This is a genomic window from Paenibacillus sp. EPM92 (assembly GCF_016586185.1).
Lineage (GTDB): Bacteria > Bacillota > Bacilli > Paenibacillales > NBRC-103111 > Paenibacillus_G > Paenibacillus_G validus.
In genome coordinates this window covers 1-12,961 of sequence record NZ_BCPS01000068.1, presented here as the reverse complement: position 1 = coordinate 12,961, position 12,961 = coordinate 1, and the positions used below count along the sequence as shown (strand labels likewise).

General features: G+C 52.1%; 11 protein-coding genes and 1 pseudogene. 2 read left to right on the top strand and 10 right to left on the bottom strand.

What is annotated here, in order from left to right; translation table 11 throughout:
* Positions 1 to 4: 4 nt before the first annotated feature.
* The 5 genes from trmFO to sucC form a co-directional block, all read right to left on the bottom strand.
* Complete coding sequence (gene trmFO, locus JMF85_RS15110; RefSeq protein WP_127604565.1) at positions 5 to 1,333, bottom strand: FADH(2)-oxidizing methylenetetrahydrofolate--tRNA-(uracil(54)-C(5))-methyltransferase TrmFO; 1,329 nt, start codon at positions 1,331 to 1,333, stop codon at positions 5 to 7.
* A gap of 63 nt (positions 1,334 to 1,396) precedes the next feature.
* Positions 1,397 to 3,508, bottom strand: a complete 2,112-nt coding sequence (gene topA / locus JMF85_RS15105) for a type I DNA topoisomerase (protein WP_155614353.1) — start codon at positions 3,506 to 3,508, stop codon at positions 1,397 to 1,399.
* A gap of 40 nt (positions 3,509 to 3,548) precedes the next feature.
* Complete coding sequence (gene dprA, locus JMF85_RS15100) at positions 3,549 to 4,652, bottom strand: DNA-processing protein DprA (protein WP_054796987.1); 1,104 nt, start codon at positions 4,650 to 4,652, stop codon at positions 3,549 to 3,551.
* 120 nt (positions 4,653 to 4,772) lie between these two features.
* The gene (sucD, locus tag JMF85_RS15095; RefSeq protein ID WP_127604571.1) at positions 4,773 to 5,705 is read right to left on the bottom strand and encodes a succinate--CoA ligase subunit alpha; all 933 of its coding nucleotides are present in this window, start codon (positions 5,703 to 5,705) and stop codon (positions 4,773 to 4,775) included.
* Between the two features lie 61 nt (positions 5,706 to 5,766).
* Complete coding sequence (gene sucC, locus JMF85_RS15090) at positions 5,767 to 6,927, bottom strand: ADP-forming succinate--CoA ligase subunit beta (protein WP_127604572.1); 1,161 nt, start codon at positions 6,925 to 6,927, stop codon at positions 5,767 to 5,769.
* 275 nt (positions 6,928 to 7,202) lie between these two features.
* Between sucC and JMF85_RS15085 the strand changes: the two genes are divergently transcribed.
* Positions 7,203 to 7,739 (top strand): 5' nucleotidase, NT5C type, encoded by a 537-nt coding sequence (locus tag JMF85_RS15085; protein ID WP_054796986.1) that lies wholly within the window; start codon positions 7,203 to 7,205, stop codon positions 7,737 to 7,739.
* Positions 7,740 to 7,778: 39 nt separating this feature from the next.
* On the opposite strand, the gene JMF85_RS15080 is transcribed toward JMF85_RS15085, so the two are convergent.
* Positions 7,779 to 8,036: a hypothetical protein gene (locus tag JMF85_RS15080; protein WP_054796985.1), complete on the bottom strand. Its 258-nt coding sequence runs from the start codon at positions 8,034 to 8,036 to the stop codon at positions 7,779 to 7,781.
* A 177-nt stretch (positions 8,037 to 8,213) separates the two neighbouring features.
* On the opposite strand from JMF85_RS15080, the gene JMF85_RS15075 reads away from it, so the two are divergent.
* Positions 8,214 to 9,782: a YifB family Mg chelatase-like AAA ATPase gene (locus JMF85_RS15075; RefSeq protein WP_127604574.1), complete on the top strand. Its 1,569-nt coding sequence runs from the start codon at positions 8,214 to 8,216 to the stop codon at positions 9,780 to 9,782.
* Between the two features lie 168 nt (positions 9,783 to 9,950).
* On the opposite strand, the gene JMF85_RS15070 is transcribed toward JMF85_RS15075, so the two are convergent.
* The 4 genes and pseudogenes from JMF85_RS15070 to JMF85_RS15055 form a co-directional block, all read right to left on the bottom strand.
* The gene (locus tag JMF85_RS15070; RefSeq protein ID WP_164751701.1) at positions 9,951 to 11,402 is read right to left on the bottom strand and encodes an ATP-binding protein; all 1,452 of its coding nucleotides are present in this window, start codon (positions 11,400 to 11,402) and stop codon (positions 9,951 to 9,953) included.
* A 54-nt stretch (positions 11,403 to 11,456) separates the two neighbouring features.
* Positions 11,457 to 11,831 carry a YraN family protein gene (locus JMF85_RS15065; RefSeq protein ID WP_054796983.1) on the bottom strand — a complete coding sequence of 125 codons (375 nt, stop codon included), beginning with the start codon at positions 11,829 to 11,831 and terminating at the stop codon, positions 11,457 to 11,459.
* Positions 11,828 to 12,127 (bottom strand): EscU/YscU/HrcU family type III secretion system export apparatus switch protein, encoded by a 300-nt coding sequence (locus tag JMF85_RS15060; RefSeq protein WP_054796982.1) that lies wholly within the window; start codon positions 12,125 to 12,127, stop codon positions 11,828 to 11,830. The genes JMF85_RS15065 and JMF85_RS15060 overlap by 4 nt, the downstream gene beginning before the upstream one ends.
* Positions 12,124 to 12,961: pseudogene (locus JMF85_RS15055) on the bottom strand (hypothetical protein); the annotation flags it as partial. The pseudogene JMF85_RS15055 and the gene JMF85_RS15060, both read right to left, overlap by 4 nt.

The following is a 12,961-nucleotide window of genomic DNA, read 5'->3' as shown; positions in this document are numbered from 1 at the left end:
AGTTTCATTGACAAGCCGAATTGTGTGTGTTTTGTGAAAAATTCTGAATTTTCGCAATTGCTCGTTCAGCGATTTTCTCGTACTTCAGCTTCTTGTTCTTGATTCGTTCTTCCAGCGGCGGAAATAATCCGAAATTTGCGTTCATCGGTTGAAAATGTTTAAAGTCCGCCGTCGTAATATACTGCGCCATACTGCCTAATGCCGTATCTGCCGGCAATACGACGCATTCTTCCCCCTTGGCGAAGCGCGCTGCGTTCATGCCTGCGATCAAACCGGAAGCAGCCGATTCCACATATCCTTCCACCCCGGTCATCTGTCCGGCAAAAAACAGGTTGTCGCGATTGCGGAATTGATAGGTCGGCTTTAACAAGCGGGGCGAGTTGATAAACGTATTGCGGTGCATCACGCCGTATCGGACAAACTCCGCATTCTCCAGACCGGGAATTAGCGAGAAGACGCGCTTTTGCTCGCCCCATTTCAAATGGGTCTGAAATCCGACCAGGTTGTATAAGGTGCCCGCCGCGTTGTCCTGACGGAGCTGAACGACCGCGTGCGGCAGTTCGCCCGTATGGGGATTGACGAGTCCGACAGGCTTCATCGGTCCGAATAGAACGGTTTGCCGGCCGCGCTTCGCCATGACTTCGATCGGCATGCAGCCTTCGAAATAAATTTCCTTCTCAAATTCCTTCATCGGCGCCGTCTCCGCCGTAACAAGCGCATCGTAGAAACGGTTAAACTCTTCTTCGTTCATCGGACAGTTTAAGTAGGCGGCTTCGCCTTTATCGTAACGCGAGGCCAAGTACACTTTGCTCATGTCGATCGAATCTTTCTCGACAATCGGAGCGGCCGCATCGTAGAAGTACAAATATTCTTCGCCGAATAGCTCCTGCAGATGCTTGGACAAGCCTGGCGACGTTAGCGGCCCTGTAGCCACTACGGTAATCCCGTCCGGCAGCGTCTCCAGCTCCTCGTTGCGAACCTCGATCAGCGGGTGATTGCGCAGCATCGAGGTGACCTCGCCCGAGAACCCTTCGCGATCGACGGCAAGTGCACCGCCGGCAGGCACCGCATGTTTGTCCGCCGCACGTAATATCAGCGAGTTCATGATACGCATTTCTTCCTTCAGCAAACCGACAGCGTTCGTCAAGCCGTTCGCTCGCAGCGAGTTGCTGCAGACAAGCTCCGCGAATTGATCGGATATATGCGCCGGTGTCTTGCGCACCGGCCGCATCTCATATAGAACCACCGGGACGCCCTGCGACGCGATTTGCCAGGCGGCCTCGCTGCCCGCAAGCCCCGCCCCGATGACGGTCACTTTATTTCCTTCAGTCAACGTTCGTTCCTCCTGCATGTTCCGCATCAACGCCTAGGCTAACCGCTGTCAGCGATAATGCGGTTACTCCATTTCACTCTCGTTCTCGTTGTCCTTCGCTTCTTCCTTGAAGTCGCACGAGACGCATTGAATAAAGACACCCGACTTGTTGCGCTTCTCGATCAGCATCCCGCTGCACTTCGGACAAGGCTGGCCGATCGGCTTATCCCACGAGACGAATTCGCACTCGGGATAGCGGTCGCAACCATAAAATATGCGTCCCTTTTTGCTGCGGCGTTCGATGATTTTTCCTTGATGACAAGTCGGACACGGCACGCCGATATCTTTGACTATCGGCTTCGTATTGCGGCAGTCCGGAAAGCCTGAGCAGGCAAGAAACTTGCCGAATCGACCCATCTTGTATACAAAATTGCGGCCGCACTTCTCGCAAATTTCGTCGGAAACCTCATCCTGGATTTCCACCTTCTCCATTTCTTCTTCCGCAACTTCCAGCCTTTTTTCGAAAGATTCGTAAAATTCGCTCAATACCTGAACCCAGTCTTCCTTGCCTTCCTCGATATGATCGAGTCCCTCTTCCATATGCGCGGTAAATTCCACGTCCAGGATTTCCGGGAAAAACTCGATCATCTGCTGGATCACAAGCTCGCCGAGCTCTGTGGGAACGAACTTCTTATCTTCAATTGCGACATACCCGCGCTTCTGGATCGTTTCGAGCGTCGGCGCATACGTGCTCGGTCGTCCGATGCCCATCTCCTCGAGCGCTTTCACGAGGCGCGCTTCCGTAAATCGCGGCGGCGGCTGTGTGAAATGCTGCTTGGGATCAATCTGTTTCTTTGTTACCTGATCGCCCTGCTTCAGCGGAGGCAGCAAACGATCGTCGTCATCGCCGGAATCGGCCGCGTCGTCATTGCCTTCAACATAAACTTTCATAAAACCGTGGAACTTTATCTTGGACCCGACCGCCCGAAAAACAGCTTCGCCCGCCGTTAAATCGACGGTCATCGTATCCAGCACGGCCGAGGCCATCTGGCTTGCGACAAAGCGTTCCCAAACGAGCTTATACAAACGGAATTGATCCCGGCTCAAATGCGATTTGATGGAATCCGGGTCGCGAAGCACCGAGCTTGGCCGGATCGCTTCATGGGCATCCTGCGCGTTGCTGTTTTTCTTGACGTAAACACGCGGCGTCTCCGGGTAATACTCCGCCCCGAACTTATTCACAATGAAGTCCTTCGCTTCTTCTTGCGCCACCGGCGAAATACGGGTCGAGTCGGTTCTCATGTAAGTGATCAACCCGACCGTGCCCTCCGGGCCGAGATCAATACCTTCGTATAGCTGCTGCGCAACGGACATCGTCTTCGAGGCGCGGAAGCCGAGCTTACGAGCGGCCTCCTGCTGCAGCGAACTTGTGATGAACGGCGGCGAAGGATTGCGGTGCCGCTCCTTCTCTTTCACCTCGCTGACGACAAACTCCGACTTGCTTAACCCTTGAAGAACTTCTTTAACCTCGGCTTCATTCTTTAAATCCTTCTTGTTGCCGCCGACGCTGTAGAACTTCGCTTCGAAATCGGCTTTGCCCGTAGACAGCTTTGCCGTAATCGTCCAGTATTCTTCCGGCACGAACGCATTAATTTCGTTCTCCCGGTCGTAAATGAGCTTGACAGCTACAGATTGTACCCGGCCTGCGGAAAGTCCTTTTTTCACCTTTTTCCAGAGCAGCGGACTGATCTTATAACCGACCAACCGGTCCAAAATACGTCTGGCTTGCTGCGCATTAACCAAATCCTGATTGATTTTGCGCGGCGTCTTGAACGCGTCCTTCACGGCTTGCTTCGTAATCTCGTTAAACACGACGCGGCAGGGGTCCTGATCGGAAATTTCCAGATAGTGCGCCAAATGCCAGGCGATCGCTTCCCCTTCGCGATCCGGGTCAGCCGCCAGATATACTTTTTTTACGCGTTTGCTCGCGTCTTTCAATTCTTTCAGAACAGAGCCCTTGCCCCGAATCGTAATGTATTTCGGTTCAAAGTTTTTATTGATCTCAACGCCGATCTGGCTTTTTGGCAAATCTCGAATGTGCCCCATGGAAGCTTTTACGATATATTTACTGCCCAAGTATTTACCAATCGTTTTGGCTTTTGCGGGTGACTCCACAATGACTAACGAATCGGCCATAGGTGTCCTTCCCCCTTCAACATATATATATGTATACAAATCAAGGTATCGTGTAGGCTGATCCCGGTAGTTCTACGATTCGTCGCATCATTAGTAAATTTATCAGAACTGCGTGCAAATGTCCAAAGTTAAATTGACTTTGCCCCAAGAGCTGATCGATCGTTTTCGGACCGGACTCCAGCAATTCATAGATTTTCCGTTCGTCTTCAGCCATAATTCCCAGTGTTTCCTTCGTGTCTTTAATGTATGCGGAATGCTCCGAGGCTATCCGGCTCGCATATTCCTCCATAATATCGTCCGGGCTTGTAACCATTTTGGCCCCATCCTTGATGAGCTTCAGCGTTCCTTGACTCTTGGCCGAATGAATCGGCCCCGGAATCGCAAACACGTCGCGCGAGTAGTCGAGCGCAAGGTTGGCCGTTATCAGCGATCCGCTTTGAAGCGCCGCTTCCACCACGACGACGCCCACGCTTAGCCCTGCAATAATGCGGTTTCGCTGCGGGAACAAGCCTGCGCGCGGCAGCGTACCGAGCGGATATTCGGACAAGAGCAGCCCTTGCTCCGCGACCCGGTGAAACAACGCTTTATTTTCCGGCGGATACACCGTGTCCAGCCCGCAGCCAAGGACGGCGATCGTACCACCCTTTCCCCTTAAAGCGCCTTCGTGCGATAGGCTGTCAATCCCCCGCGCCATGCCGCTGACGACGCAAACACCGGCATTCGCAAGCGACTCGCCGAGCCTTTCCGCCGTTAGCTTGCCGTACACGGTCGGCGTTCGCGTCCCTACCAACGCGATACATAATCGCCCGCTTAAAGAGAAGTCGCCCTTGCCGTATATAATCCACGGCGGATCGGCCGTTTCTTTCAGCAGCGCCGGGTAATCCGCATCCCAGACGGTCAGCCAGCGGATTCCCTCGCGTTCATACCTCGCGAGCCAGTCCTCCAAAGTCCGCTCGGACAGCTCCCGCAATGCGGAACTCATCTGTCCGGCCCGGCCGGGTGTGAATCCGAACTGCGTCCATTCGCGTGGTTCCAGCGTTCGCATATCGTCAAGCGTTTCGAATCGGGATACAAGCCGTTGAATCGTCTTCCAACCGATGCCGGGCAGTTGATGAAGCGCAAACAAAAGGTGCCGGTTGTTCATATAGTATATATCACTCCTTATAATAGAAACAACTTTACTGAAACTCGGGGCGAATCCAACAAAAAAAACCTCTCATCTCCGTCATGCGGAGAATGAGAGGCTGCTTGCCGTTCTCGGGAATTATTTGCGGGTCGTGCACTTTTCGAGCAGACCTTTTTCTTGAAGCACGCTGACAAGCGTGGAGCCCATTTCGGAAGGAGTCGGTGCAACCTTGATGCCGCAGCGTTCCATCGTGGCCACTTTCTCAGCTGCCGTCCCTTTACCACCGGAAATGATAGCGCCGGCATGGCCCATCCGTTTGCCCGGAGGCGCCGTTTGTCCGCCGATGAAGCCGACAACCGGTTTTTTCATGTTCGCCGCGATCCATTCGGCCGCTTCTTCTTCGGCAGAACCGCCGATTTCACCGATCATGATGACCGCGTAAGTGTCCGGATCTTCGTTGAACAATTTAAGAATATCGATGAACTCGGAGCCTTTAACCGGGTCGCCGCCGATACCTACAGCGGACGATTGGCCGATACCGCGAGTCGTTAATTGATGCACGGCTTCGTATGTCAACGTTCCGCTTCGGGAAACAACGCCGACATGACCTTTGGTGTGAATATATCCCGGCATGATGCCGATTTTGCACTCGTCCGGCGTGATGACGCCCGGGCAGTTCGGTCCGATCAGGACGGTCTTCTTGCCTTCCATGTAACGGCTGACTTTAACCATGTCCAGAACCGGAATACCTTCCGTGATGCAGATGACGAGGTCAAGCTCGGCGTCAACGGCTTCGATGATTGCGTCTGCGGCGAACGGAGCGGCAACATAAATAACGGATGCGGTCGCGCCGGTCGCTTTTTTCGCTTCTTGAACCGTATTGAAAACCGGCAGAGAGACGGTTGTACCGTTCTCCAGCGTAATATCGATGTTCGTTCCGCCTTTACCCGGCGTTACGCCGCCAACCATTTGCGTACCGTATTCCAAACCGCCCTTGGTATGGAACAAACCGGTCGCGCCGGTAATCCCTTGTGTGATGACCTTTGTATTTTTATCTACCAAAATAGACATGTTTATGGTTCACATCCCCTGAATTATTTAGAAAAGGCTTTGCCTGTTTGCGTCGTTCGACTTATTTCACCAGTGCCACGATTTTTTGAGCGCCGTCTGCCATCGAATCGGCAGCCACGATATTCAGGCCGGATTCGTTCAAGATTTTTTTGCCGAGCTCTACGTTCGTGCCTTCCAAACGGACGACGAGCGGACGAGACAATCCCAGCTCTCTAGCCGCAGCAACGACACCTTCCGCGATAATGTCGCATTTCATAATGCCGCCGAAAATATTGACGAAAATCCCTTTGACGTTCTCGTCGGACAAAATGATTTTGAACGCTTCCGTTACTTTCTCCTTGGTAGCGCCGCCCCCTACATCAAGGAAGTTGGCCGGGTCGCCGCCGTAATATTTAATAATGTCCATCGTCGCCATGGCCAGACCTGCGCCGTTAACCATGCAGCCGATGTTGCCGTCGAGCGCGATGTAGCTGAGGTCATACTTGGACGCTTGAATTTCCTTCTCGTCTTCTTCTTCCAAATCGCGAAGCTCAACAATGTCTTTGTGACGGAACAAAGCGTTCGAATCGAAGTTCAATTTGGCATCCAGAGCCATAACGTTGCCATCGCCGGTAACAACGAGCGGGTTAATTTCGGCGATAGAGCAATCTTTCTCAACGAAAGCGGTATATAACGACAGCATAAATTTAGCCGCTTTATTTACGAGCTCGTTAGGAATATTGATGTTATAGGCGAGTCTACGCGCTTGGAACGGTTGCAAGCCGATGGCCGGATCGACAACTTCTTTGAAGATTTTCTCCGGGGAATGAGCGGCTACTTCTTCGATTTCCGTACCGCCTTCTTCAGAGCCCATGATCACGACGCGTCCCGTACCGCGGTCTACGACGACGCCAATGTAGTATTCTTTCTTAATATCGCAGCCTTGTTCGATTAAAAGGCGCTTCACTTCTTTACCTTCCGGACCCGTTTGGTGAGTCACCAGCACTTTGCCGAGAATTTGCTCAGCGTATGTACGCACTTCATCCAGGTTTTTGGCAACCTTAACACCGCCAGCTTTACCGCGGCCGCCAGCATGAATTTGCGCCTTGACGACGACGACCGGAGTACCGAGCGACTTCGCCGCTTCCACCGCTTCGTCCACCGTGAAAGCCACTTTACCTTCCGGTACGGCAACCCCGTACTGCTTCAGCACTTCTTTGCCTTGATACTCATGGATATTCATTTAGCAAAATCCTCCTATCGGTATTGACTTGCTCTATGGAATCGACCCTTCCCTTCCGGTAAGAGTTGACCGCTAAAAATACGCGCGCTTGCCAAACAATAGCATGTCCGATCTGGCAAACCTTTATCATTGTAACACTTTTTTTAAGCGGATACCTTATTTTTTATGTTAAAATAGCGATATATTATTTTTATAGATTCACAAAATATTAGTTTTCGGAACGGAGCAGTTTTCTGAATCGACAAAATTAGACAAAGACGGAAGGCGGAGTGAAGTTGAAACGAATTGCTATTGATATGGATGAAGTCATTGCGGATGCCATGAGCAAATATTTGCGTTTGTATAACGAGGGCTTCCAGGAACAATTGACTGCCGCGGATTTGCACGGCGTTAAGCTGCGCGCATTGCGGCCGGAAAGAAGCGACGATATACATGAGATTTTCATGACGAACGACTTCTTCCGCGACCTGGAGGTCATGCCTCACAGTCAGGAAGTCATTCGCGAATTGAGCGAATCGTACGAAATCTTCATCACAACCGCTGCCATGGAAGTGCCGACGTCTTTTAATGCCAAGTATGCTTGGCTGAAGGAGCACTTTCCGTTCTTGTCGGATATGAATTTCGTGTTTTGCGGGGATAAAAGCATCATTCGGGCCGATTACTTGATCGACGATAATGCGAAGCATTTTGAACGGTTTGAAGGACAAGGCCTGCTGTTTACGTCTCCTCACAACATTCTTGAAACGGGTTACGTTCGCGTGAATAATTGGCTGGAGGTTCGAGACTTCTTCGCCAAGGCGTTAAACATGTAAAAACGCGCATTTCCGTCAAAGAAGATGCGCGTTCCGGTCTCAATAAATCGTATTGATGGAAGTCGATTCTCGAGGCTCTCTCTCCGCTTGTTTAATGAAGCGCAGCTCGTTTCCGGTGAATTGACACACCAGACATTGGATCGTCGGCTCCTGGCCTTCGATCGCTTCGGGTTCGGTCACCTGCTGGACCGTCCCGGTTATCGCGTCTTTCAGAAAACGCTGCGAGTAGCTCGATATGATGCTGAACTTAATACGATTGGACCGGCAATTCGGACAAAAGTACGGTTTTTCCTGCATCTCTCATCACCTCTAGCCCCATTGTCGCCAAAATTCCGGCGGTTCAAACGTCGTGTTACAGCTTCTGCGTGCAAACTGTTGCAAGCTTTGGAGGGAACGATTACAATACAATCATAATGAGGCGGATAAGGAAGCACCTTTAGCCATGGCAAATTCATGGGAGAGGTGTTTTTTGGCATGTACGGAAAAGTAACGAGCGCATGTTTGCACGGCGTGGAAGGCAGATTGATCGAGGTTGAGGTCGACTTGAGCAACGGACTTCCCCAAATGAATATTGTCGGTTTGCCGGACAGCGCGGTCAAAGAATCGATCGAGCGCGTGCGGGCGGCCGTCAAAAACTGCGGGTTTACCTTTCCGCTGCAGCGAATCACGGTGAACTTGGCGCCGGCCGACATTCGCAAAGAAGGCGCCGCATTCGACCTGGCTATCGCATTAGGCATTCTCGCGACAAGCGGCCAGCTGGAGCCGGAAGCGCTGGAGCGTTCGCTCCTGATTGGCGAGCTGGCTTTGGACGGATCGATTCGCCCAGTACCCGGCGTGTTGTCGATGATCGAATCGGCGGTTAAACGAGGGATCCGCCGGGTGATCGTACCGCGGGATAACGCCGAGGAAGCTGGCTGGATTCAAGGCTGTGAAGTCGTGCCGGCCAGCCATTTAGCGGAATGGAATTTGAGGCTGACAGCGGATACGGATGGCGGACGACAGGCTTTAGCCCCTGCGCTTGCACAAGCAGCGTCCCTTCAAGCGGATGCACAAGCTGACGATTACGCCGACGTTTGCGGACAGCAGCACGTCAAGCGCGCGCTGATGGTCAGTGCCGCGGGCATGCACAACATCCTGTTAATCGGGCCGCCCGGCACGGGCAAAACGATGCTTGCCAAACGACTGCCCACCATCATGCCGCCCATGAACGAGCAGGAATCGTTAGACGTAACTAAAATTTACAGCGCCTCCGGCAAATTCGCCGATCGTCGGCAGCTGGTGCGGGAACGCCCTTTCCGCACGCCGCATCATACGATATCGGCGGCCGGGTTAGTCGGTGGAGGCGGCGTGCCCAAGCCCGGCGAGATCAGCCTCGCGCATCGCGGGGTGTTATTTCTGGACGAGCTGCCTGAATTTACGAGAACGGTGCTGGAGGTGCTGCGCCAGCCCATGGAGGAACGATGGGTAACGATCGGACGGGCGAAAGCCGTCTATCGGTTTCCTGCCCATTTTCTGCTGGCCGCTTCGATGAATCCGTGTCCGTGCGGATATTGGGGAGCCGATACGGGCGACGGGAACGATGCCTGCTTTTGCTCCCCCTTGAAATTGGCGCAATACCGCTCGAAAATTTCCGGCCCGCTGCTGGACCGGATCGACCTGCATGTCGAGGTGCCCCGGGTTCCCTTTGAGCAATTAGCCGGTTTGGAGAAGCCGATGTCATCGTCCGAAATGCGGGAACGCGTCGAGCAGGCTCACTTGACGCAGAAACGGCGTTTTCAGGGAACCGGCATACTGTTCAACAGCGAGCTGAGCGGCCGCCGTTTACGCGAATACGGAAGGCTGCAGCGGGACGCCTCCGCCTTGCTGGAGCGTTCGTTCACACTGCTCGGCTTAAGCGTTCGCTCTTATGACCGGATTATTAAAGTCGCGCGCACGATTGCGGATTTGGAGGGAAGCGATGAAGTGAACGCCCATCATGTCGCCGAGGCGCTGCAATACCGCAGTCTCGACAAGAAGCAAAAGCCGCAATCGCTCTCCCGTTAGGAAGCGTCTGCGGATCCTGCCCTCTGTCCGACCTGTACGATGCTGCCTCAATCTATACTCGAATATCGCTAAGATTCAAGTGGACTTGGCGCGCATACCGGATGCCGGTACAAATCCGCCTTAGCCGTCCCGGCCAATAGCCTCTGCTATCGGCCGCATCATTTTCAACTAGGCGCTGGGGAACATAATATTGCATTCCGTACCTTTGCCCTGCTCACTCTTAATATCGATCTTCCCATTCATCTTTTTTATAATGCCGAAGGAAACCATAGTCCCGAGACCTGTGCCCTTTTCCTTGGTCGAATAATAAGGGGTTCCAAGTCTTTTGATTTGCTCGGCAGTCATTCCAATTCCGGTATCGCTAATGATGATGACAACATGATCGTACATTTTATAAGCCTTAATTTCCAAAAGACCTCCATTATACATGGCCTCAATAGCGTTCTTGCCGATATTGATTAAAGCCTGTCTAAATTTATAGCGGTCTCCCACAATATGCAGGAGATGTTCTTTAGGCAATATAGCATTGATTTGTATATTATTGTAATTGGCATACGTCAGGAGAACATTCGATAAATAACTGATTTCCTCATGAATATGGATCTTTTCAATAATTTCAGGATCGGGTTTGGCCAGCGAGAGATAATCGGTAATAATGACCTGGGCACGATCCAATTCTTCCAAACATATTTTTTGATACAGTTGTCTCTTATCTTTATCTAAGTTTTCTGATCCAAACAACTGGATAAAACCTCTCACCGTTGTAAGCGGGTTCCGAATCTCATGAGCAACGGAAGCGGCCATGTCGCTGACCATTTTCATTTTCTCGCTTTTGCTAACCTCTTCTTGCATGTGAAAATAGGTATTCAGAAATTCCACTAAATAAACGCATAAGCCCACGATTACACCTTGGATGGCATAGGTCTGCAAGGTTTCCATAGGGTTATTAATAAAAAGTTCGATTTGCTGCGTCATGAAGAGATAAGCGGTAAATGTCGTCAGTTTAATCAGGGTACATAAAAGGACCGCTGCTATGATTTTATGAGACAGCTTTAAATAGGCATACTTTCTAAGCGAGAAAACGATCACAATAAAACTGGGCAGTAACGCAATGGCGTAAAACAAATTGTACGGATATCCTGCAAGATAGCGGTATAAAATGAGGGTTGCGTATAATAAAAGGGAGACTTGCGTTCCGCCATACAGAGCTCCGACCGCTAAAGGAATCGAGCGAAAATCATAATTTAATCCATTCAGATTGATTGGAAAGGACATGGTGACTACTAAGGCAAACGCAAAGAGGATATACAACAGCAATCGGTATAGTAGAATTCTGCTTTTGGTTTTGTAAATATAGGGATAAAATACGAGCGGAGAAAAGATAATGAAAATATTTAACAAGAAATCTTTGAAATAAGCGATCATAGTTGCCTCCAGTTTATTTCTCCTGTTTTTCTCCACTTCCAGAAACAAAAACCATTTTTTTGTATAGAATTCGACAACCCTTGTCGCTATCCTTCTATGCGTAGAGACCTTCCTGAAAATAAACAAATCGCCAAACGTCTGCTCCTTGACGCCGCCCGAAAGGAAGCAACAACGGTAGACGCCCCCCTTGGCCAAGGCACTGCAATTCCAAAGTCTCGACAACATACAAAATCCGCAATCGCTCTCCCGTCAGAAAGCGTTGCGGATATGTTCCAGCTGTATGACGTTGTCCTCACGATCCATCCGGATTGCGACTACGTCGAACCGGACTTGACGGTCGTACACCCGATAACGGTGCAAGTACACTTCGGCCGTCTCCCGGATTTGGCGCTGCTTCCTGCCGTTGACCGATTCGGAAGGCGTACCGTATGTCTCGTTCAAATTTCGGCTGCGCACTTCAACAATAACGAGCGTCCCTTTCTCCTCCGCCACGATATCCAGCTCTCCTGTGCGACAGCGCCAATTTCGTGCAACAATCGTCCATCCTTCGCGGTTTAAATAGGCCGCTGCCTCCGCTTCGCTCTTGGCGCCCCTTTGTTTCCTATTGGCGAGCCGATCCGTCAATGCTCACTCCTCCATTCCTTCGCCCGGGAATCCGAACGGTAAATGTAGGAGAGCACCTCCGCCACAAGCTTGTACAGCTCGGGCGGTATTTCCTGATCGATGTCCAACTTGGACAGCACCTCGACGAGCGAAGGATCCTCTTGAATCGGAACGCCGTTTTCTTTGGCTTTGTCCAGCATCAATTCGGCGATCCGGCCCTTCCCTTTGGCCACCAGCTTCGGCGCTGCCGTGCTTTCGGGCGCATATTTGAGGGCCACCGCTCTCTTTACGGCTCCAGACGGTTCGTTTTTACTCATACGCGTATATCCACCCCTTTATAGGGCTTGTGCGAGTAGACCGACGGAATTCCGTTCGATTTGGAATCTTTCCCCGACATGCGGTCTTCGCCCGATGCGTCGTTAATATCGCTTAACTTGGCCGGGTATGGACTTACTTTCATGGAAATAAATTGGTAACCAATCGATGCAAGACCTCCGGCAATTTCTTCGCGGTACGACTCCAGAAGCGCCGCGGTGAACGAGGAGTCATTATGCACATGAAGGCTGACGATTCGATTCACCACCTGAACGTCCACTAACGTATCGCCGAGCGCTTTCATCTGCAAATCGAATACGAGCCGGCAATTGTTCGCATCCAGACCGCCCTTCTTCCCTTTGCGGGACTGAATGTGTATGGCGGCCGTCTGCGTGCCGTCCGCTTGAACAAGCGGAACGAACAGGGTGACATGGGAAAAAAGGGCGTTCCGGTCTGGACTCAACAACAATTGCTGACCTGTAATTTGCTGCACCGCCTGCTGGGCGGCCTGCTTGACCTCTTCCGATGCGTCCGGCACTTGCGCCAGCTGCATCAGCACGCTCTTCAGCGAATCGGCTTGTCTATCTCTCGCTTCCGACGGCGAATCCGTCCCGAGCAGCTTGAACGCCTGATGCTCATGCTCGACGCCGATCGCTTTCATGATGCGCCCGAGCGCATGATGGCCTTCTTCGATCGGGCGCGCTTGTGCCGGATCGCCTGCGGGCGCGCTTACGCCGCCGGGCTGCGCCGAGCCGCCTGCGGGCGCGCTTACGCCGCCGGGCTGCGCGGTGCCGCCTGCGGGCGCGCTTGCACCGCCGGGCTGCGCCGAGCCGCCT

Bases quoted from the DNA above. Each gene is read 5' to 3' on its own strand.
- sucC (WP_127604572.1), bottom strand. From the start codon at position 6,927: ATGAATATCCATGAGTATCAAGGCAAAGAAGTGCTGAAGCAGTACGGG.
- topA (WP_155614353.1), bottom strand. From the start codon at position 3,508: ATGGCCGATTCGTTAGTCATTGTGGAGTCACCCGCAAAAGCCAAAACG.
- JMF85_RS15075 (WP_127604574.1), top strand. From the start codon at position 8,214: ATGTACGGAAAAGTAACGAGCGCATGTTTGCACGGCGTGGAAGGCAGA.
- JMF85_RS15080 (WP_054796985.1), bottom strand. From the start codon at position 8,036: ATGCAGGAAAAACCGTACTTTTGTCCGAATTGCCGGTCCAATCGTATT.
- JMF85_RS15060 (WP_054796982.1), bottom strand. From the start codon at position 12,127: ATGAGTAAAAACGAACCGTCTGGAGCCGTAAAGAGAGCGGTGGCCCTC.
- sucD (WP_127604571.1), bottom strand. From the start codon at position 5,705: ATGTCTATTTTGGTAGATAAAAATACAAAGGTCATCACACAAGGGATT.
- dprA (WP_054796987.1), bottom strand. From the start codon at position 4,652: ATGAACAACCGGCACCTTTTGTTTGCGCTTCATCAACTGCCCGGCATC.